A 22222-nucleotide genomic window follows, 5' to 3' on the forward strand; every position below is an offset into this window, starting at 1 on the left:
ACTAAAGAAATTAATGCATAAGTTCGCTAATTTTCATATTTAATGATAAAGTTTTACATGATAGTTATCTCAAATACGTGCTAAAATCGACAAAACACTTTAAAATGACAATTAATTACGAAATAAAGCATGCGATAGCGACTTTAGATAGTGTCAGTATCTGTTTAAATTTAAGGGGGCCAATCCATGGCGGCAACGCTAAAAGATATTGCGAATAAAGCCGGGGTATCGTTGGCAACGGTATCGCGGGTGTTGAATAAGGATCAATCACTGTCAGTCAGTGAGACCACGCGGAAGCGCATCCTTGATGCCGCAGAAGCGTTACAATATTCTAAAAACAAGCGGCATACCATTACGACCGCACGTAAGCGACTCGCGATCGTTCAGTGGTATTCCGAATCTAAGGAACAAGACGATTTGTACTATATGTCTGTGCGGATGGGAATTGAACGGCGCGGTCAGGATAATCAGTTCGAAGTCACCCGGATTTTCCAAAATAATTTGCAGGAACTGGGCCCGGACGTGGATGCCGTGATTGCAGTCGGAAAATTCAGTCCGGCTCAGGTTGATGATCTCGCTGCGGTGACTGATAACTTAGTCTTCGTTGATGACGACCAGTTTGACGCCGGCTTTGACAGCGTCATAACCGATTTTCGGCTAGCAACGGAAAAAGTTGTTGATTATTTCTGGCAACGCAACTTTCATCACATTGGCTTTATTCACGGTTCAGAAATGACGACCGACCATCAGCAGACCGTCGTCGACCGACGAATGCTCGGCTTTCGGGCCGCGATGGAGCGCCGCCACGCCTTTGATCCTAAGTTTGTCTTTAAGGGCGACTACACCAGTGAGTCTGGTTTTAAGATGATGCAAAAGGCGATTCGAAGTCTGGGTGACCAATTGCCAGGCGCGTTCTTTGTCGCTAATGACCCGATGGCGGCCGGTGCACTGAAGGCCCTGCAAGCCAGTGGGATTCAGGTCCCGGAACGGGTCAAACTGTTTAGTTTTAATAACACGTCGTTAGCGACCTTTGTCTATCCTGAGCTGAGTGCGGTGAACGTGGACACTGAGCTTATGGGGGCAACTGCCGTGAGCCTGGTAATGAGCCGGTTAGATGGGCGAACAACGACGCAACGCGTGGAATTAGGGACCAATCTAGTTGAACGTGCAAGTACCAAATAATCAGAAGCGAGACGTGAGCCGAATTGGCGGCTCACGTCTTTTTAAGTAAAACTTTTACTCATCAGATGAAAAGTCTGGTATACTACTAAATGAAAGCGGTTTAAATAACACGGAGGTGGCATGTTTTGGAAACTAAAAAAACAGTATTTGATCAACTCGATGGCCAAGATGTCATGCGTTACACGCTAGTTAATGACAAGCAGACGCGGATCTCAGTCTTGAGTTATGGCGGGACTTGGCAAGAATTTGTGGTCAATGAAGATGGCGTCGAACATCCCCTGATCTGGGGCCTCGACAGTATGGCCGATTATCAACGGGGCGGCTTCTGCCTTTGCCAATCAATCGGCCGGGTCGCTGGTCGAATCGGTGGCGCCAAGTTCGAGATCGACGGGCAAGATTATAATGTCGATATGAATGAACAGACTCATTCGCTTCATGGTGGTAACCATGGCTTTAATACCTTGAATTTCGACGGCGAGTTTAGTCAGGACGACGATAGTGTTAGTGTGACATTATCCAAGCATATCAAGTCAACTGACGATAATTACCCGGGAAATATGGACGTTAAAATCAAGTTTACTTTAGATAATCAAGACCAAGTCTCGATTGCATTTACGGGTGATACTGACGCCGCAACGCTCTTCAACCCAACGAACCACGTTTACTGGAATACGACTGATGACCGGACGAGCTTAGCACAACAACAACTTCAAATTACCAGTGCTGCTCATCTCGAATTCGATGATGAAAAGGTCCCAACGGGCAAGAAGTTAGCAGTTAAGGGCACGGCCTATGACTTTAACCAAATTCAACCAGTCGAAAAGGCGTTAGCCCAATTGAAAGCTGAAAATGGTGGCATCGAATTCGATGATGCTTATGAAGTAACGCCGAGTGCCACGGAACCAATCGCAATCGTCGGTGATACTGCGGGTAAACGCCAAGTGAAACTTTACTCTGACCGGAATAGTCTGATTATTTTCACGGCGAACCCATTCGATCCAGACAAGCAAGACGCGCATGAATACAACGCGTTAGCAACTGAAGCGCAGACCTTGCCAGACGCCATCAATCATCCTGATTTTGGCGACATCGTCTTACGTCCTGGTCAACCAGTGACCCATACGATTCGTTACCAATACGAACGTTTGAACTAGAATTAACTCCTTGTGTGAAATCACGAGCGCCCTCAATCGTCGGGGGCGCTTTTTTTGCGCGTACGGGGCCAGTTTGGCTACTAGTAAACGTTGTTTAAAGTTGTAATGCGTGTCTAGCAGCGAGATGTTAATGCCGATTTGGTAAATTTAGTTGCCACTTATCGAAATTTAGTTGAGCGAATGATAGAAACCCCAATGGTTCACGGGATTTGGTTGGTATCAGGTGATCATTGAAATTGATACTATCAGGTGATTACTAAAACAATTAAGCAAATTTTACTAAAAATCATTGACAATGTCCTTGAAAACGATTACATTTAAACATGTAAATTATTCAAGAAAGATGTGAGGCGAGATTATGGATGCAGAACAAAAGCAGAGCAAAGGTCGGAAGATAACATCACGACTTGCTTATTCATTCGGGGCGTTCGGGCATGATGCCTTCTACGCAACGTTATCGACATACTTTATTATGTTTGTGACCTCCCACTTATTCGATAAGAGCAGTGGGGCGCAAGGGACACAAATGATTGCATGGATCACCATGATTATTGCGGGCTTGCGGTTCGTGGAACTAGCAATTGACCCACTGATTGGGAACGCCATCGATAACACTAATTCACGTTGGGGCCACTTTAAGCCATGGATCGTGGTTGGTGGGATTATCGGTTCCGTCGTTCTAGCACTATTATTCACGAGTTTAGGCGGCTTGAACACGTCAAACCCAATTTTATATTTAATTATTTTTGCAATTTTATACATCACGATGGATATCTTCTATTCATTTAAAGACGTGGGTTTCTGGTCAATGATCCCAGCGATCTCATTTGACTCAGCCGAACGTGAAAAGACGGCGACATACGCCCGGGTTGGTTCTAACATTGGTGCCAACATTGTTGGGGTTATCGTTATGCCAATCGTTCTGATGTTCTCTGTTAAATCTAACAGTGGTCAGGGTGATAATCGTGGTTGGATGGCCTTTGGGATTATCATTGCCGCCATCGCCTTGATTTCTGCCTTAGTCGTTGCATTAGGAACTAAGGAAAATGATTCTGAATTACGTAAGAACACTGAAAAGACGACTTTCAAAGAAGTCTTCAAAGTGTTGGCACGGAATGATCAATTAATGTGGTTATCACTGATGTATGGGATTTATACGGCAGGGATCGCCATCACTAACTCACTTGAACTTTACTACTTCACCTACATTTTAGGTGATGCATCGAAATTCACGATGCTTGGCTCTTTGAACGCCGTTATCGGGATCTTTGCCGTATTGGCCTTCCCGCCATTAGCTAAGAAATTTAGCCGGCGGAAAGTGTTCTTCTTAGCCATCGTCATCATGATGATTTCATTGATCATGTTTGCCTTTGCTGGTCAATCATTACCAATGATCTTGGCTGCCGCTGTTCTGTTCTACATTCCACAACCATTGATTTTCTTAGTTGTTTTGATGGTCTTGAGTGATTCCGTTGAATATGGTCAATTGAAGTTCGGTCACCGTGACGAATCTTTGACGTTATCCGTTCGGCCATTGCTTGATAAATTAGGTGGCGCGATTTCTAACGGGGTCGTTGGTTTAACTGCCGTTTGGGCCGGGATGACTGCTGGTGCAACTGCCGGCGACGTGACTGCTCACGGACAAGCCATCTTCAAATTAATGATGTTTGGGGTTCCAGCTGCCATGATCCTGATTGGGACGTTCATCTTCTTCAAGAAGGTCAAATTGGACGAAAAGATGCATGCTGAAATCGTTGATGAACTTGAAAAGACTTGGTCAACTCACTTGGAAACTGATGAAACACCTGCTGAAGTTGAAGCCGAAGCTGATACTAAGACGACTGTTTATCAAGATCCAGTTGCTGGTCAACTGATCAGTTTAGATGAAGTCGCTGACGAAACCTTCGCCAACGGTAGCATGGGTAAAGGCTTTGCAATCAAACCAACTGATGGTCGCGTTTTGGCCCCATTTGATGGTGAAGTTGTTGCCACCTTCCCAACTCGGCATGCGATTGGGCTACGTTCTGACACCGGTATTTTGACGCTGATTCATATCGGGATTGGTACGGTCAAGATGCGCGGGACTGGCTTTGTTCAGTACGTCGAAAAGGGTGATCATGTCACACAAGGCCAAGAATTGATTGAATTCTGGCAACCAGCAATTGAAAAAGCTGGCCTGGATGATACCGTGATGGTCGTTATTACGAACTATAAAGATATGCCTGAATTTAAGTACCTGAAGACTTCAGGAACCACCATCCATGATGATGAAGATATTTTACAGTTATCGAATGTCGGCTTACCGGATCAAGCATAGTTTCTTGATGAGAAGAGCTATTAATGACGCGAGCCATTAATAGCTCTTTTTTTCAGTAATCGTAGGGAATCGTGAAAGGAAGTATTTGATATGGCAGTGACGTTGCAGCAAACTTTGATTAATATTGACGAACAGCACCTGGTCTTTCATCTGCATAACGATCAGATTTCGTATATCTTAGGTGTTGAAACGGGTGGGGTCCTCGCTCACTTGTACTTTGGCCCGCGGGTCCGTGGTTATCACGGTGAACGCCAGTATCCACGAATCGACCGCGGCTTTTCAGGTAACTTACCGAACACCACGGACCGGACGTATTCGAAGGATGATCTCCCACAGGAATATGGTGGCAATAACACCGGTGATTACCGCCAACCAGCTGCGATTATTCGCGCCGCAAATGGGGCCCGGACCGTGGACTTTCGGTACCAAGATTGTCGGCTGGAAGCGGGTAAACCCGATTTGAAAGGCTTGCCACAGACGTACGTCGAAGCGGAAGATGAAGCTCAAACGTTGATCGTGACGATGCATGACGCGACGTTAGGGGTGACCGCGGAACTGGCATACACCATCTATCGTGATCGGCCCGTCATCACGCGCAGTGTCCGTATCATCAATCATAGTGAGCAACCCGTTGATTTGGAGAAAGTTGCTTCAATGCAGATGGACCTGCCAACGCAGCCACTGGACGCCATCTCATTGCCTGGTAGTTACGCGCGTGAACGTCAAATGAGTCGTGAACGGCTTCATCGCGGCCTCACTCAGTTTGAAAGCCGCCGGGGTGCCAGTTCTCATCATATGAACCCGTTTGTGGCACTCGCTGATCCAGATACGAACGAATTTCGGGGCAACGTACTCGGAGCCTTATTGATTTATTCTGGTAACCACCAATTCAGTCTGGAACGGGACCCAATCGGTCAGACCCGTCTGACGGTCGGCATCAACGAATATAACTTTGATTGGCAATTAGCGGCTGGTGACAGTTTCCAGACGCCAGAAGTGGCGATGGTTTATTCGACGACCGGCTTGAACGGCATGTCGCAAGTCTATCACGACTTATTGCGGGGACGGGTCGCACGGAGCCGTTACAAGCACGAACCACGGCCAATCCTGATCAATAACTGGGAAGCGACCTACTTTGACTTCGATGCGGATAAGATTCAGAGCATTTTGGATGCGGCCGCACCGTTGGGAATCGAAATGTTTGTGCTGGATGATGGTTGGTTCGGCCATCGGAATGATGATAACAGCTCACTGGGCGACTGGTTCGTCAACCGGGAGAAATTACCGGCGGGCTTAGCTGATATTAGCAAACGGACCCATGATAAGGGGATGCGTTTTGGTCTGTGGTTCGAACCGGAAAATATTTCGGCGGACTCGACCCTCTATCGGCAACATCCGGACTGGGTCTTAGGCGTCCCTGATCGTGGCCGGACCTTGTCACGGAACGAATATGTGCTTGATTTTAGCCAACCGGCAGTCGTTGACAACTTGTTTGAACAGATGACCGCGGTGCTGGATAAAGTGCCGATCGATTATATCAAGTGGGACATGAACCGGAATCTGACGGAAGTCTATTCGCCACATAGCGCTTCTGAACACGAAGGCGAGACCAGTCACCGCTTCATTCTGGGCGTTTATGACTTGATGGAGCGTTTGACGAAACGCTATCCACAAATCTTGTTTGAAGGTTGCTCCGGTGGGGGTGGGCGTTTCGATGCCGGGCTGATGTACTACATGCCACAAAGCTGGCCATCAGATAACAATGACCCCATCGAACGCTTGAAGATTCAATACGGGACTTCGTTAGTTTACCCCATCTCTGCGATTACGGCGCATGTCGGGACGAGTCCTGACGAATTATTAGGTCGGTCGACCTCGATGAAGATGCGGAGTGCGGTCGCAATGAGCGGAACGTTGGGCTATGAGTTAGACGCGGCCCAGTTGAGCGATGCGGATAAGGCTGCTGTTAAGGAACAAGTGGCGTTCTACAAGCAACACCGTGACTTGATCCAATACGGCACGTTCTATCGTCTTGAGAGTCCATTTGACTCTAATACCGTGGCTTGGCAATTTGTCAGTCACGATCAACGCGAAGCCTTGTTATTCACCTTTGTGATCTTAGGCGCAGTTCAGCCAGAACCCCATATTACTAAGATGGCGGGACTGGATCCTGAACAGACCTACGTTGAGGAAGATAGCCAGCGCGCTTATGGCGGGGATGAACTCATGCAACTAGGACTCTACACGACGCCGGTCCAAACCAGCGATTTCACTGCTCAGATTTACTACTTCCGGGCAAAGGATTAGACGCACGACGATGTATTTGCACGGACTCCCTCACGAATACTTCCTAATCTGGCTGCTTGTTGGTCGTGAGGTAGGTCAGTAAAAAATTTCAAAATAAAATGGTCATTTACAGGCAGTTAATCCCTGTAAATGGCCATTTTTAGCTGTCTGATCATTCAAGCTAGCTCATCCTAAATAAGACAAAAATGGCAGCCATTATCGAAAATGACTGCCATTTTAGTACCCTGATTTAGTTGTCATCGCTAGGCGAGCTAGCCATCACATGCGGTATCATCAGCCGATTTTAAAAATGGATATTGAAGCTGAAATCGATATCCTGATCAGCTGGAATATGGTACTGGGATTCGACGTCGGTTCCCCAACTGTCGATCCCACCGACACCACGAACGGCACCGAAAATGGAGAGGACGGTCCGTCGAGCTAACGGTAATTCTTCCATATGAGTGGCGTTTTCCAGTTCTGCGGCGGTGTAAGGCAAGCAACTGAAAGCGAAGGGCGCGTCAACTTGACTGAACGTCAGGCTGAAGGGTTCGCTACTATGGTCAGCGTTGTTTTGCGTTGTTGACCGTGTTACCGTGACTTGTTCCGTCTGCATGTGCATGCCGCATTCTTGTGGCACCAGATAAGGGGTGACGGGTAGACTGTCCACGTGGAACTGGCCATGACTAGCGCCGGCTAAACGGTCAGGATAAGTTTCGCCTGATAGTCCGGTGTAATCGAAGCCGTTTGCGGTCGTTGGCATGATGAACCGTAAACCGAATGCTGGTAACTCCGGTAAGCCAGCTTTGCCAGCATAGTGCGTCGCCACGTTGATTTGACCATCGGCAGTTACGGTGTAGGTGACTGTGACCGTCGTGCTAGGAACGGTCGTCGTTACGAATTGATAAGCCAAGGAGACTTTCGTGGCCGTTTCATGGTCGGTGTAGCGATTGTTGAGCGGTGCGATCGGTAGTGGCGTGATGGCTTGATCATCAACCGTCAATTGAATGTCTTGGCAGGTTGAGAATTTATCAGCCGCGTACCACTGCGCTGATTTAGTCGAAAAACCGCTCCCGTGATCATTGTCGGTGGTGGCGCGCCAGAAGACTGGTGTCGGCGTCCGATAAAGCCATTCCTTGCCGTTGACGAGTAGTGATTCGAGACCACCGCGCTCGTAGCTGAATAGGTAGTGGAAGTTATCGCCGGCCAGGCCTAAGCTACCATCACCGTAAATAACGTGTAACTGATTATTTGTGTAAGCCATAGTAATATTTCACCTCTTGCATTGCTGGTTTTGGCGTCCGGTCGGCAAACATTAAGCCGTCACCGGAAAATTCATAGTCAGAATGGCGTTCATCGAAGTCGCCACCGTAACGAAGGACGTCTTGGTCAGTGACTGGATCATGAACGAACAGGGCTTGGTCGATAAAGTCCCAGATAAAGCCACCTTGATACATTGGGTATTTATCAATCAAATCGTTGTAAGACTTCATGCCACCAAGTGAATTCCCCATATCATGCATATATTCGCAATCGAGGAATGGCTTGGCCGGATTGTCGTCCAAATAAGCGGCGATCTCGTCAGGCTTTTCGTACATCCGACTTTCGACATCTGAAATCCGGTCTTTTAGTTCAGGCGTGTGCACCACACCTTCGTAATGAACGAGTCGTGAATCGTCGTGTTGCTTGTAGAAGACCTGCATTGCGGCAATGTCTTCGCCAGCGAATGATTCGTTACCGAGTGACCAGAAAATGATGGATGGGTGATTCTTGAACCATTCGTAATTCGAACGGGCCCGGTCTACCACGGCTTCAAGCCAGTGTGGATTGTCGCCAGGGACGTTGTAGGACGGTTCGATTGCGCCCATCTTTTGCCAAGAACCGTGTGATTCCAAGTTGTTTTCAGCCATTAAATAGATGCCAGCTTCATCACAGAGTTGATACCATGGCAATTGGTCTGGGTAGTGGCAAGTCCGATCAGCGTTGATGTTATTCGCTAACATCGTCTGGATATCAGCCTTCATATCGGCCATCGTAATCACCCGACCAGTATGCGCATTCCATTCGTGCCGGTTGACGCCGTTGATGACCAGTCGTTGATTGTTGACGTAAATGACCTTGTCGTCACGGAGTTCAAAGGTCCGGAAGCCCAACTTGTAAGGAACGACTTCTAAAAGCTCGTGATTAGCATCGTAAACTTCAATCAGTAATTGATAGAGATACGGTGAAGCTGGTGACCAGAGCTGAACTTGGTCAAAAGCCATTGCGTCAAATTTCACGGTGTCACTGCCCGTTTGGGTTTGCGTTGCAACAACTTGACCGTCCTGATCCTTAACGGTGAGTGCCAAAGTGGCCGCATCGCCAGTCAGCTTAGTGGTGACATTCAAGACACCGCTTTCAAAATCATCGTTGACGGTTGGACGCAGATCCAAGTCGTTGAGGTGAGTGGCAGGTTCAGCCAATAAATTGACGTCGCGGAAAATCCCGGAAAAGCGGAACATATCTTGGTCTTCGATAAAGGATGCCGTGCTCCGTTTGTAGACCCGAACAGCCAAGACGTTGTCGGTGTCTTGGATGTCAGGCGTTAAGTCGAATTCAGATGGTGTAAAACTGTCTTCGGCGTAACCGACAAAGTGGCCATTCAACCAAACGTATAGGGCTTCTTCAACCCCTTGGAATTGAATGATGACCCGTTGCCCTTTGAAGGTATCGTCTAAATCGAATGTTTTAAGGTATGAGCCGACAGTGTTGTCGTCAGCATCACTGAATAGGCCAGGCGTTAACTGATCCTGATCCAGGGTGTATGGTGGGCGCCGGTAAATTTTACCTTCCCACGGATAGAGCGTATTGATGTATTGAATCTGACCGTACCCGGCGAGTTCGATGTGGCCGGGGACTTGAATCGTGTCGAAGTCACTCGCATCAAAGTCCGGTTGATAGAAGTCAACGGGGCGTTCGGCCGGTGTCTTGGCAAAGTTGAAGCGCCAAGCACCATTTAAGGACTTAACGAAACGACTGCCAGTTTTGATTTCAGCTGCGTCGTGATAATAGTGATGGTCACTATGCGCAGGTAATTGGTTAACCCGGAACACTTCCGGGTCGTCTAACCATTGAAGATTAGCTTGCATGAGGAAGCTCCTTTCAAAATCGTTAATAAAAACGCTTACAACTATGATGATAAAACATTGTGGGGTATTTGTACACGATATTTTAGTTAAAATTTAACTAAATCAATTGATGGTAACGGGACAATAACATCGGAATAAATCGGAGATAAAGCCTAGATTCAGATAAAAAGGTAAAACGTTACCATTTTTGCTATAAAAGGATTGTTAAGGCATTGACAGCGACTGCTAAAAGCATTATAGTCAAGTTAATAAAATTTTAGTAAAACTATTTACGGAGGGATTTTTCATGAAAACTAGCGACTTAAAACAGGAGTTTACCGAAGCCTTTGATACCACACCAGAACGGGTCTTCTTCTCACCTGGTCGGATTAACTTGATCGGTGAACATACTGATTACAACGGCGGTCACGTCTTCCCATGTGCGATTACGATTGGGACATACGGGGTCTACGCACCACGGACGGATACGACGGTTCGGATGTATTCCGCAAACATTCCAGATGCGGGCATCGTCACTTTCGACGTTAATGATTTAGCCTATGATAAAGCCGCTGGTTGGACGAACTATCCTAAAGGGATGATGAATGAAATTGCCAAGACCGGGGTTAAATTCGATCACGGGTTCGACTTCTACGTTCACGGTAACATGCCAGATGGCGCCGGCCTGTCTTCATCCGCTTCAATCGAATTATTGACCGGTATCATGTTGAACACTGGTTTTGACCTCAACATCAGCCAATTAGACTTAGTTAAGATTGGCCAAAAGTGTGAAAACAACTACGTGGGCGTTAACTCCGGGATCATGGACCAATTTGCCGTTGGAATGGGTAAAAAAGATCAAGCAATTTTACTAGATACCAACACGATGGACTATTCCTATGCGCCAGTTAAGCTTGGTAACAACGTCATCGTCATCATGAACACGAACAAACGCCGTGAATTAGCAGATTCCAAGTACAACGAACGTCGCTCAGAATGTGAAGAAGCACTGCGGCGCTTACAAACTAAGTTGGACATCAAGTCTCTCGGCGATTTGACCAACGACCAATTCGATGAAGCAGCTTACCTCATCAATGACGAAACCTTGATCAAACGCGCTCGTCACGCGGTCTTCGAAAACCAACGTGCGATTCGCGCAACCAAGGCGTTAGCTGATGATGATTTGACGACCTTTGGTGAATTAGTTACGGCTTCACACGTTTCATTACACTTTGACTACGAAGTAACTGGGAAAGAATTGGACACCTTAGCTGAAACGGCTTGGAAACAACCTGGCGTATTAGGTGCGCGGATGACTGGTGCCGGCTTTGGTGGCTGTGGCATTGCCATCGTTGACAAGGATAAGGTCGATGATTTCAAAGCCAACGTCGGTAAAGTTTACCGCGACACGATCGGCTACGACGCTGACTTCTACATCGCAGAAATCGCTGACGGCCCTAAGGAACTTTAATCGCGACGATTGGGACGTTAATCGTCAGAAAGTTAACGTTAATTTAGAAGATGCGCGTTAATCGCTGAAAAGTGAACGTTAATCAGGAAATGACGTTGATCGTCAAAAAGTGAACGTTAATCCGAGAATGAGCGTTAATCGCTAAAAAGTGAACGTTAATCAGAGACTTAACGTTAATCATCAAAAAATGAACGTTAACAGCATCATGATTTAAATCAGTTATATGCATTGAGGAATTTGAGGAGGAATTAGAATGGCAGTTTTAGTTTTAGGTGGTGCCGGTTACATCGGTTCACACGCGGTTGATCGGTTGATTGCAAAAGGGTACGATGTGGCGGTTGTGGACAACCTGGTCACTGGGCACCGGGCAGCGGTCAACGATCAAGCTCGATTTTATGAAGGTGATGTGCGGGATACGGCGTTTATGAATACCGTATTTGACCAAGAAAACGTTGAAGGTGTCATTCATTTCGCCGCATTCTCAGTGGTCCCAGAATCGATGAAGGATCCGCTCAAGTATTTTGACAACAACACGGCCGGGATGGTCAAGTTGTTGGAAGTTATGGCTAAGCATGACGTTAAGCGGATCGTCTTCAGTTCAACGGCGGCAACGTACGGCGAGCCGAAACAAGTGCCGATCAAGGAATCTGATCCCCAAGTGCCAACTAACCCTTATGGTGAAAGTAAGTTGGCGATGGAAAAAATCATGCATTGGTCTGACTTAGCGTACGGCATCAAGTTCGTGGCGCTTCGTTACTTTAACGTGGCCGGCGCTAAGCCAGATGGCAGTATCGGTGAAGACCACGCCCCAGAAACGCACTTGGTTCCGATTATTTTACAAGTCGCTGCAGGCGAACGGGACCAATTACAGATCTTCGGCGATGATTATCCAACGCCTGATGGGACGAATGTGCGCGATTACGTTCACGTGGTCGACTTAGCGGACGCTCATATCTTGGCGCTCGAATATCTCAAACAAGGTCATGACAGTGATGCGTTCAACCTCGGTTCTTCAACTGGCTTTTCTAACAAACAAATGCTGGATGCTGCGCGCGAAGTGACTGGGAAGTCAATTCCAGCCGTCATGGCACCGCGGCGTGCGGGTGACCCAAGTACCTTGGTCGCCGCTAGCGATAAAGCGCGGAAAGTCTTGGGCTGGAAGCCACAGTATGATGACGTCAAGGAAATTATTAAGACGGCTTGGACTTGGAAAGAAAGTCATCCAGCTGGCTATGACGATCGGGGAGGCCAGAACTAATGACGAGTTTAGATCAATTTGTTGATGCTGTGATTGCCTCACCATCACAATATACCGTGATGGACCGCATTTACGTGCATAATCGGGTCTTAGGACTCGTTGGTGAAGGCGAACCAGTCGCTGCGGCGGACGACCAGTTAACGAGTTTGACGGATGCGTTGGTCGAAACGGCGATCCAAAATGGCAAGATCGAAGCGTCCCAGTCGGATCGCGATATCTTGGCTGACCAGTTGATGGACTTAGTGACACCGTTGCCATCAGTCCTCAACCAACGTTTCTGGGACAAGTATCAAGACAGTCCCAAAGCAGCGACAGATTACTTCTTTAATTTGAGCAAAGCCAACGACTACATCAAGACGCGGGCGATTGCCAAAAACGTGGTCTTCCCAGCTAAAACGGCCTTTGGTGACCTCGAAATCACCATCAATCTCTCGAAGCCTGAAAAGGATCCCAAAGCGATTGCGGCCGCGCGGAATCAACCACAAGATGGTTATCCACTGTGTCAGTTATGTATGCAAAACGAAGGCTACTTGGGTCGTTTAGGTTATCCAGCACGGAGTAACCACCGCATTGTGCGGTTGACATTAGGCGGGGATACTTGGGGTTTCCAGTACTCCCCTTATGCCTATTTCAATGAACATTCGATCTTCTTGGATCAAGAACACCGGCCAATGGTCATCAACCGGCAAACGTTTACGAACTTACTCGAAATCGTTCATCAATTTCCACATTACTTTGTGGGCAGTAATGCGGACTTGCCGATCGTTGGTGGTTCGATGTTGTCACACGAACACTATCAAGGGGGTCGGCACGACTTTCCAATGATGAAGGCGCCAATCGCGCGGTCAATCGACTTAGGAATCGCCGGCGTCAAAGCGGGCATCGTTAAGTGGCCAATGTCAACGATTCGGTTATCAAGTCCGGATGTCTTGGCGTTGACGGATGCCGCTGTCAAGATTCATGACATTTGGATGAACTACTCAGACGAAAGCGTGGATGTCCGTGCCTATACGGATGGTACTCGCCATCACACGACGACACCAATCGCCCGTAAAGTTGGCGACGATTACGTTTTAGATATCGTGCTACGCGATAACCAGACGTCCGCTGAATTCCCTGATGGTATCTTCCATCCACATCAGGATGTGCAACATATCAAGAAGGAAAATATCGGTTTGATCGAAGTCATGGGCCGCGCTATTTTACCAGCACGTCTCAAGACGGAGTTGGCTGAAGTGGGCAAATATTTGTTGGATCAGCCAAACGAAATGGTCCCAATGCATCAAGCATGGGCTGACCAATTGAAGGCTGATAACACGATCACTGCCGATAATGTCACCACGGTGATCGACAAAGCAGTCGGCAATGTTTTTGCCCGCGTGCTGGCAGATGCCGGCGTCTTCAAGTGGGATGATCAAGGCGAAGCAGCGTTTGACCGGTTCATTGCGACACTCAAAGACTAAATTGTAAATTAAGCAAATAAAACGTGGGGCAACGGGGTGTTGCTTTGCCACTGGCCAATCATTATTGGTCAGTGGTGCCAGTCTCCCGCGACCCCACGTTTGTCATTAGAAGGAGGCGAGACGATGGCCGTCACGTTAAAAGATATTGCCAACCGGGCGGATGTCTCGCTGGCAACGGTCTCGCGAGTGTTGAATTATGATCGCACGCTGTCTGTGAGCGACCAGACGCGCCAACGGGTGTTTGCCATCGCCGCAGAGCTACGTTATAGCAAGCGCAAACGGCGAGACGTGAAAACGATGATGCGTAAGAATATTGCAGTGATCCAGTGGTATTCCAAGACGCAGGAGCACGATGACCTGTATTACTTAGCGATTCGCAAAGGGATTGAGCATCAGGCCCAGGTCTACGGTTTCACCACCACGAGTATTTTTCAAAACAAATTGGATCAGGTCGGTGATGATATCGACGCGGTGATTGCGGTGGGGAAGTTTAGCCCGACGCAAGTGCGCCAGTTGAGTGAATTGACCCCGCAACTCGTGTTTGTGGACGATGACCAGTTTGCACAAGGCTTCAGTAGCGTCGTCACGGACTTCACGTTTGCCACGAGTCGGGTCGTCGACTATTTTTGGCGGCGCGGGATTCAAGATATTGGCATGATCTATGGTCAGGAGTGGTCGACGGATCAACAAGTTGAGATTCCAAATCAGCGCCAACAAAGCTTCAAGCAAGCGTTAGAGCGCCGCCATGCCTATCATCCTGAGTATGTCTTGGCTGGCGACTACACGAGTCAGTCTGGCTATGTAACGATGAAACGGGCGATTGCCGCGCTAGGGCCGCGTTTGCCACACGCTTTTTTCGTGGCTAATGATCCAATGGCGGCGGGGGCCTTGAAAGCCTTGCAGCAAGCCAAAATTGCCGTTCCTGGACGCGTCAAACTGTTTAGCTTCAACAACACCTCGTTGGCGGAATACGTATACCCTGAAATCAGCTCGGTCAACGTTGAGACCGAACTGATGGGCAAGACCGCCGTTGACCTGTTAGTCAGCCGATTCCAAGACGCCCACCAAGCGGCCCAACGAATCGAGCTGGGAACGACACTGGTGGAACGGGAGAGTACGAAATAACGAAAAACATCCTGAGCTGTACTGCGGATTGCAGAGCGGCTCAGGATGTTTTAGTTTTAATCACTTAGTCGTGAAAATTTCTTCAATCAAGTTAGGATGCTGCTGAATTAATTGTAGTAACCGGCAGGCGCTGCCATTTGGCTGAGATTTGCCAGCTTCCCAAGCTTCAACCGTGCGCGGGGAGACCGCCAAAATTACAGCCAGAACGCGCTGTGTGATGCCGAGCTCGGAACGAATCGTTTTGATATCTTGTGCCGAATAGTGAGGTACTGGTTGCAGCGATGATTCGTGGACCGTGACGTTTGAATAATCACCATTTAGCGCTGCAGTTGCTTGTTGGATGCTTTTTTGTAGATCAGTTAATTTTTCGCTCATGATTTTTCCTTTCTGGTTGTGAAATGCTAAAGGTCAATCAAACAGTTCAGCGCATTGATTAATGCCATTGTATGCGCACCTCGTCCTCTATTCCGTGCCACCCATGCTTTGGGATTAGCTAAAAAGTCAGCCGTGAAAAGAATCTGGCCAAACTTTATCCTGCGAAAACGAGCAATTGCGGCTAGTGCTGAGCATTCCATCTCCACGACTTCAAATCCCTGTGCCACATACTGATCAGCCAATGCAGGTGTCTCACGAAAGAAAGCGTCGGTTGTCCAAGTCTTGACGGTTTTTGCTGCAACTGAATTCTTGCGTAGTGACGCCTGAACAGATGCAATTATGTCCGAATCAAGCTGAATACTTGGCGCTGCTGGCAAGTAATGATAGGACGTCCCCTCATCACGCAAAGCTTCCGTAACAATTAAAAAAGAATTCTCTGGAATTTCTCGCAGAACACCGCAAGAGCCTACCGCAATAATTTGTTTGGCACCATAAGCAATTAGGAATTCCATAATCTGTGCAGCGGCTGGTGCACCCAAAACCGAACGACAGACCCCCATCGTTTCACCATGCCAATTAATTTGAAAGACCTGAATGGCACCCGAAAACATCGGAAAAGTTGCTAACGCTTCAGCGTTGTATTCTTGACTAAACTTACGCATCACTTCTGGCGTTACGAATGCCAGTAACATCTTATCTGGAAATTGATAACCTTCATCTCTAAAGGGATTAATAATCGCTTTAGGTGAAGAATCATAGTTAGTTATCGGAAGAAAATTCATGGTTGCCTCCAAAATTGTATTTCAAGTAAAATTTGCAATCTCACAAACGTTCGTTAATTTTTATACCGCTCGCTTTAGCTAATGTTAGTTCGACTTCACTGCTGTACTGTTACAAGTAAACATTAACATTCCGGCTAAAAATAGATTGTCAGATAAAAAACTTTGGATGGGCGCATTTGATACGGACTTCCAATCCCACGAATTGATTGACTATTGATCAAACGGGGTAACGCTAAACCATTATTGAATACGGTAATATCGTATACTAAATTTTCGTAGTTATCAATTTTATTATTCCGAATAGCAGGTGCCGTAGTAATGGGCGCTTACTTTGGTGATACTTTCGGGTGTACTAATTTCATTTTTACTCGTTGGCAGTAGCGACTGACTTGAATTGGTGGCAGACTGTTAATTCGTTCAAGGAACGTTAATATAAATAATGTTAACGTTAAAGTCCGGTACGCAGTATTAGGGGACAAGGACTGGTATAATGACGCTAACCAAGTAAGAAATTCAGTGAATAATTAGAATTGGCTGGTGGGTAAATGTTGAACTGCTAAACGAAAAAGACGGACTGATTGACGATGACACAGGATATTACCAGTCATTTTGATGAAGCCGCTGAGACGTTATTGAGTGCGTATAAGACAGCGCATCATATCAGTAAATCCGATTTTATCAAGCAAGCAGTTGGCGGATTGGGATGAGGGACAGGCTGCTGATCAGGAATGGAAGAAGAATCATTTTAGAACGATGAGTTGGCAAGAAACGGTGCAAGACCTCGGCCTTTAAATGTTGCAATTTGCAGTTTGGAAAATGAGATTAATGTTATTCGATTAAAAAAATGGTTAGCGCGGATGAATTGCGTATCTATAAATTAAGAAGGCCCTGTTTACGATGGTTGATGTGTTCAGGAGAGAAAACTTGTAAGTCGAACAGTGCTACTTTTGAAGGGCACAATTTCAATGAGGTGATGATGAATGGAACAGTTCAAAAATATGAAGATTGAGACGCTTTCTCAGCATAATGCAGAAGTAATCGCTAATGATTGGCATTATGAGAGCGTCTATTCATTTTATGATATGACCGAAGACCCCGAGGATTTTGAAGAAATTATCTCGCCAGGCTTAAGAGGAGGCCGCTATTTTCAGGTTGTCGATGATGATGAGTTGACCGGCTACTTTTGTATTGAGCCGTTATCAGCACGAAAGGCAGAAATCGGGTTGGGGCTTAAACCTAATCTAACTGGTCAGGGGCTCGGGTTATCGTTTCTGAAGTTGATTGAACATTTTGTTTTACAACATCAGAAGTATCAAACATTAGTTTTATCAGTGGTGGCGTTCAATGAACGAGCCATCAAAGTCTATATTAAGGCCGGTTATGTGAAAGTTGGTACTGAGATGGTTGCTTCTAATAATTCGGAATATGAATTTATTCTGATGGAAAAAAACGTCTCAAGGCAAGTTGACGAAATGAATCATTGAAATGGCCACAAAGTCACTAATCTTTAGTGGATTTTTGTGCCAATCGTTAGACATCGACAATGAACTAGATTTTATTCGATTTAAAAAATGGCAGCGCCAATGAATTGCGTATCTAAATAATATGGCTTGCTTGTTATGAGTGGTGTGTTGGGTGGCGCAAGTTCGTAAATAGGACAGCTCTACCCTTGAAGGGTATAATAGCGGTGAGGTGATGGAAATGAAATCGACAGCGGCAACGCTCAAACAAATTCGGCAACATTACCGAATTAGTCAAGCCCAATTGGCGAAGCTACTCAACACATCAGTTCGAACGGTGCAACACTGGGAACAAGCAGACTATCAACCAAGTGGCGCCGCGGTGCGCTTGATTCAAATTTTGGCAGCGGATGATGCAGTTTTTCCTGCATTGACACAATTCAAGGAGGACGATCAAATTATGTATCTAGAACACGATGACCAAAAAATGACGATTATGGACGTGCCATTTCGGAACCGCAAGGAGTATCGGGCAACTCTGAATGCCATTATCAGTAATATGTATGAGGGCTTTGAACCAACGAAGCGAGATATTGAGGATGCGAGTCGTTTTTATGAGGAAGGGCCAATCAGTGCACAGGAGATGCTAGCAACAATTCAAGCCTCCGCCGACCGTAAAGCTGAATGAGAAAAGTCTGGGCGGACTACCTTCAACCAAATGGCACATTGCGTAATTTGTTAGGAATAACCAACGCGGCAACGTTACAGAAAATCGAGTACAAGATAAGCACGCAACAGCAACAAGCCTTGATTCAAAATCAATACAGGTTGCCCAATGGTCAGCAGTTGACCGGACGTAAGATTGAAGAAATGAAGCTAATCAATGCTTATTTACTGGATCAAATTTACGATTGGGCCGGCCACTATCGCGAAGTTGATTTCAACAAAACGGCGAACGGAGTCGTCACGTTCTTTCATCCCGTCGCCCTGTTCGGTAATGCCGAATTAGATATTCAGCGCCAACTCGACGATTATGCACAATTGCCCGCCGACCGTGAAAAAATCGCCCAGGCGTTAGGCAGTCTCGTGACTGAAATCAACATGTTTCATCCGTTCCGCGAAGGTAATGGGCGGACGACCCGGCTATTCACGGCCGTTTTAGCGCGGCAACATGGCTTCGAGATCAATTATACTCAGGAACAACAAGCCGCTTATATGCGCGCTTCAGTGGCGGATGATGCGGCACTGATGGGCCAGGTGTTTTTGGCGGTGTTGGAAGGGTGATTTTTGACGACACTGGTAAAGTAGCGTTATTTCAGTAATAATAGAGCGTACCAAACTAAATTTTAAATCGAGGAGGATAATATATGCAGAAATATCGTGATTATCGGATGGCCATTGAAAAAACACTGGCCATGATTCAACCGACTGACGATGGCTTAGCAAGCGGCGCTGTGACCATCCAAGAAATTTTAAAATTAGCCGCATCCGAGACACAGACAAAAAGTATAGAAAACACAGAAGATACCCATTCAGAAGCACCCACACAATCAAGACCGTCGCCGGCCGTTAAAAATGAAGCGACATCAAACACAGAGCAACCAGCAACTGAGAAAACAAATACTGAGCCGCCGACAACTGAGAAATCAGCAACTGAGGAGCCAACGACTGAAAAAACAACCACTGAGCTGGTCACCCAATCAACTAAACCATCTCCAGATGAACCGAACCATACCGTGATGCAAGTTAGACGGCGATTAAAAGGGTTTGATTTAATTGATCCAGATAATGACAAAGCACCACATTACTATTACGATGAAATCCTAGCTAGACAATTAGAAATTCAAAATGGCGATTGGGTTCAAGTCGGAACAATGCAAAGAGGCAAGAATCATCCCTATATTGAAAAAATCTTGAGTCACGCGGAGGTTCCAAATTTAATTACCGTGGCCCCGCTCTACGTTGTAAACTACAACTCATTTGATGATACTTATCAGATTACCCAAAATTACCAAGGCACCCCATTAGCGAGTGTTAATCCCGCCGTTGAGACGTTTAAAATTTCAGGTCGTGACGCCCTGCGCCAACGGATCAATGATGGCCAGTTAGTCGACCTCGCGTGGTTTAATGAACAGCCTGACAAACCAGTCGTTCGCTATGTCCATCATAGTCATCGGCCCCTGGGCGCACAGGCGAATCGACCTGAAAAACGGGTCAAGTCGACCACTTCTACTAGTCCGGCCGAACCGATTCAAACGCTGGACTTTGATTTAAAACCCCAAACGGTCGCCGTTGTCATGGGTGACGCCAACACCCGGCAGCAGCAGATCACCCAGTTGATTGATGAACACAACGGTCATGCACTGTTGATTGACGCCTTCAAACATAGCAACAGCGCCAGCTTCTACAATCAACAACTCAGCCAAACAGATATTGTGGTCATGGTCCAAAACCAAAATAAGCATGCGACTTCCAAAGCATTGAGCAAGGCGGTCAAACAATATGACCTCAAAATGGCCATTGCCAACGGTGGCGGCCTGCAACAAATCGAACGGGCGATGTATCGTGCCGTTAAAGGCCTACCAGCTTTTGAAAGTGGCAATTTGATTACTTATCCGCAGGCGGAGGCGCAATAGGCGGGCCAGTGGTTTGGCAGCAGCTATCAAAGAAATTAGTAATCTTTCTGCTGGCATTGAAAGCAACAGAGGGGTGTTGCAATTGCAAAATAAGAGTTAGACACTTTTCCGTTGTCTACAAGCCTTTTCATCACACGTCTTTACAGTTTAGTTTCTGATAATAAATAAAAATCGTTATTTCAAGAAAGCCATATATCTCTTGAAGTAACGATTTTTTGGTGGTCACTGTATACATAAATCAATATTCAAATTGTTATGAGCTTAGTATCGAGGGCCTTCAATGGTGAAAGCTTTGTTGTGGGTTGACCAGTATATCGAGTCCTACCCAGCTATTGATCACTGACTTTGCGTTTGTATTCTGAGGGAGTCGTCTGTAAATATTTTTTGAATAATCGGAATAGTGACGATGTATTCTGATAACCAACAATGTCACAGATGTCAGCTAGTGTGCAATTTGTCTTAATCATGAGATTTTGAGCAGCAGATATGCGACGGCGATCGACGAGTTCTTTAAAGGTCTTGCCGGTGGCCTCCTTTATTTTATTGCCTAGATAGTTGGTGTTATAGGAAAATTTCTGGCTGACTTCTTTCAAAGTGACGGTTGAAAAATTTTGATTAATATATTGGATGATTGGCAAGAGATTGTCGTCGGTATTGGCAGAAAAATTGATATATTCTTGCTCAATTGATTGAGACAATTCAAGTATTAGGGTAGATAGTAGTAGTCCCATCGACTTATTACGTTGTCGTTCTCTAGTGAGGCCCTTGATAATTAAACTTTCCACCAAGTTGATTGCCACTTCGCGGTGTGACAAGTCGAACAGAATAAAGTTGTTATGCAGTGTGTTGATGTGGGAAGCGTTGAATAAAAATTCTGTTATTTCATTTGTCGAGACTGCAATATAGTCGAAAAGTTGATTCATAGTTGAGTCATCTTTTAGCAAAATGTTGATCAGAATATCATCACTATCAGTTGATTCAATTTGTTGGACAATATCTTTGTCCATCATGATCAAGTTATGTTGATGGAGAACGACTTTTTCTCCATTAATGTACTGGGTACAAGTTCCGGAATACATGTAATTGAGCTCAATAAAGCTATGCGTATGTGCTGGTACGTATGAGAATCGATTGTTTTTAGTCACCGCAATATCGCCATCCGCAAAGAAATCAGACCGAGGCATCTGGGGAATCGGATTGTTGACGTAATCCAGATCCATATAGTTCACGTTGCCGTGCGAAGAACGTTGTTTGAGTTCGACTGGAGTCAATGCAAAGAGCTCGTAGTTAAGGAATTTACTCGTCATTGGAAGCACCTTCTTATGATTAATAGTTTATCAGTAACCTGTGATTTTGCAATCCCTTTCATGTGATCTAGGTATGGTAGCCCTTTCAGGAATCGCTTACAATTGAGCTATAAATAAAGGGAGGTTATCCATATGAATAACAATGAAACATCGACTTCAATGGTTAAAAAATATAGGCCATTAGCAGTTGCTGCTGGAATTGGTTCAATTTTAGGATCAGGTATTATTGTTGGTTTATCCGCAACCATCACGGTCTGGCAAAACGGCTTAGGCCTTAGAACCTGTTTAAAATCTAGCTA

18 protein-coding genes and 1 pseudogene are annotated in these 22222 nt (G+C 46.2%); 14 read left to right on the plus strand and 5 right to left on the minus strand.

The genetic code is table 11. The features are described from left to right. The first annotated feature begins 186 nt into the window (after window positions 1-186). The 4 genes from KGF70_RS13365 to KGF70_RS13380 all read left to right on the plus strand — a co-directional run bounded on the left by KGF70_RS13365 (window position 187) and on the right by KGF70_RS13380 (window position 6960). A complete protein-coding gene (locus tag KGF70_RS13365) occupies window positions 187-1182 on the plus strand; it encodes a LacI family DNA-binding transcriptional regulator (protein WP_216768630.1) in 996 nt (331 codons plus the stop codon). A 125-nt stretch (window positions 1183-1307) separates the two neighbouring features. Next, window positions 1308-2336, plus strand: coding sequence for an aldose epimerase family protein (locus KGF70_RS13370; protein ID WP_216768629.1), 1029 nt, complete (start codon window positions 1308-1310; stop codon window positions 2334-2336). Between the two features lie 358 nt (window positions 2337-2694). After that, window positions 2695-4653 carry a PTS sugar transporter subunit IIA gene (locus KGF70_RS13375; protein WP_105919544.1) on the plus strand — a complete coding sequence of 653 codons (1959 nt, stop codon included), beginning with the start codon at window positions 2695-2697 and terminating at the stop codon, window positions 4651-4653. Between the two features lie 90 nt (window positions 4654-4743). Beyond that, window positions 4744-6960 carry an alpha-galactosidase gene (locus KGF70_RS13380; RefSeq protein WP_216768628.1) on the plus strand — a complete coding sequence of 739 codons (2217 nt, stop codon included), beginning with the start codon at window positions 4744-4746 and terminating at the stop codon, window positions 6958-6960. Between the two features lie 283 nt (window positions 6961-7243). On the opposite strand, the gene KGF70_RS13385 is transcribed toward KGF70_RS13380, so the two are convergent. Together KGF70_RS13385 and KGF70_RS13390 are read right to left on the minus strand one after the other, a co-directional pair. Next, window positions 7244-8203 carry a beta-galactosidase small subunit gene (locus KGF70_RS13385; protein ID WP_088770476.1) on the minus strand — a complete coding sequence of 320 codons (960 nt, stop codon included), beginning with the start codon at window positions 8201-8203 and terminating at the stop codon, window positions 7244-7246. Further along, window positions 8187-10067, minus strand: a complete 1881-nt coding sequence (locus KGF70_RS13390) for a glycoside hydrolase family 2 TIM barrel-domain containing protein (protein ID WP_216786462.1) — start codon at window positions 10065-10067, stop codon at window positions 8187-8189. Before KGF70_RS13390 ends, KGF70_RS13385 begins: the two co-directional genes overlap by 17 nt. A 286-nt stretch (window positions 10068-10353) precedes the next feature. Between KGF70_RS13390 and KGF70_RS13395 the strand changes: the two genes are divergently transcribed. The 4 genes from KGF70_RS13395 (at window position 10354) to KGF70_RS13410 (ending at window position 15363) form a co-directional block, all read left to right on the plus strand. Further along, window positions 10354-11517, plus strand: coding sequence for a galactokinase (locus KGF70_RS13395; protein ID WP_003640039.1), 1164 nt, complete (start codon window positions 10354-10356; stop codon window positions 11515-11517). 253 nt (window positions 11518-11770) lie between these two features. Further along, window positions 11771-12775 (plus strand): UDP-glucose 4-epimerase GalE, encoded by a 1005-nt coding sequence (gene galE / locus KGF70_RS13400; RefSeq protein ID WP_216778760.1) that lies wholly within the window; start codon window positions 11771-11773, stop codon window positions 12773-12775. Then, the gene (locus tag KGF70_RS13405; RefSeq protein WP_216768625.1) at window positions 12775-14238 is read left to right on the plus strand and encodes a UDP-glucose--hexose-1-phosphate uridylyltransferase; all 1464 of its coding nucleotides are present in this window, start codon (window positions 12775-12777) and stop codon (window positions 14236-14238) included. Before galE ends, KGF70_RS13405 begins: the two co-directional genes overlap by 1 nt. 123 nt (window positions 14239-14361) lie before the next feature. Continuing rightward, a complete protein-coding gene (locus tag KGF70_RS13410) occupies window positions 14362-15363 on the plus strand; it encodes a LacI family DNA-binding transcriptional regulator (RefSeq protein WP_120769360.1) in 1002 nt (333 codons plus the stop codon). Between the two features lie 60 nt (window positions 15364-15423). Here KGF70_RS13410 and KGF70_RS13415 read toward each other — a convergent pair whose 3' ends face one another. Next, window positions 15424-15738, minus strand: a complete 315-nt coding sequence (locus KGF70_RS13415; protein ID WP_120769359.1) for a DNA-binding transcriptional regulator — start codon at window positions 15736-15738, stop codon at window positions 15424-15426. Between the two features lie 26 nt (window positions 15739-15764). Continuing rightward, complete coding sequence (locus KGF70_RS13420) at window positions 15765-16520, minus strand: nucleoside phosphorylase (protein WP_216768624.1); 756 nt, start codon at window positions 16518-16520, stop codon at window positions 15765-15767. Window positions 16521-17104: 584 nt separating this feature from the next. On the opposite strand from KGF70_RS13420, the gene KGF70_RS17655 reads away from it, so the two are divergent. The 5 genes from KGF70_RS17655 (at window position 17105) to KGF70_RS13440 (ending at window position 20616) form a co-directional block, all read left to right on the plus strand. Then, entirely contained in the window at window positions 17105-17227 is a 123-nt protein-coding gene (locus KGF70_RS17655; protein ID WP_260198007.1) for a hypothetical protein, read from the plus strand. Window positions 17228-17500: 273 nt separating this feature from the next. Continuing rightward, window positions 17501-18004, plus strand: coding sequence for a GNAT family N-acetyltransferase (locus KGF70_RS13425; protein WP_216768623.1), 504 nt, complete (start codon window positions 17501-17503; stop codon window positions 18002-18004). 217 nt (window positions 18005-18221) lie between these two features. Further along, complete coding sequence (locus KGF70_RS13430) at window positions 18222-18668, plus strand: helix-turn-helix domain-containing protein (protein WP_105921876.1); 447 nt, start codon at window positions 18222-18224, stop codon at window positions 18666-18668. After that, window positions 18665-19264 carry a Fic family protein gene (locus KGF70_RS13435; protein WP_216768622.1) on the plus strand — a complete coding sequence of 200 codons (600 nt, stop codon included), beginning with the start codon at window positions 18665-18667 and terminating at the stop codon, window positions 19262-19264. The genes KGF70_RS13430 and KGF70_RS13435 overlap by 4 nt, the downstream gene beginning before the upstream one ends. Window positions 19265-19347: 83 nt before the next feature. Continuing rightward, entirely contained in the window at window positions 19348-20616 is a 1269-nt protein-coding gene (locus KGF70_RS13440) for a DUF2325 domain-containing protein (RefSeq protein WP_216768621.1), read from the plus strand. A gap of 329 nt (window positions 20617-20945) precedes the next feature. Here the strand turns inward: KGF70_RS13440 and KGF70_RS13445 are convergent, their stop codons facing one another. Beyond that, window positions 20946-21923: an AraC family transcriptional regulator gene (locus tag KGF70_RS13445; protein WP_216768618.1), complete on the minus strand. Its 978-nt coding sequence runs from the start codon at window positions 21921-21923 to the stop codon at window positions 20946-20948. A gap of 132 nt (window positions 21924-22055) precedes the next feature. Between KGF70_RS13445 and KGF70_RS17395 the strand changes: the two are divergent. Further along, window positions 22056-22222 (plus strand): annotated as a pseudogene (locus tag KGF70_RS17395) (MFS transporter); the annotation flags it as partial.

The organism is Lactiplantibacillus sp. 7.2.4, assembly GCF_018991185.1.
In the GTDB taxonomy this organism is placed as follows: Bacteria; Bacillota; Bacilli; order Lactobacillales; family Lactobacillaceae; genus Lactiplantibacillus; species Lactiplantibacillus pentosus.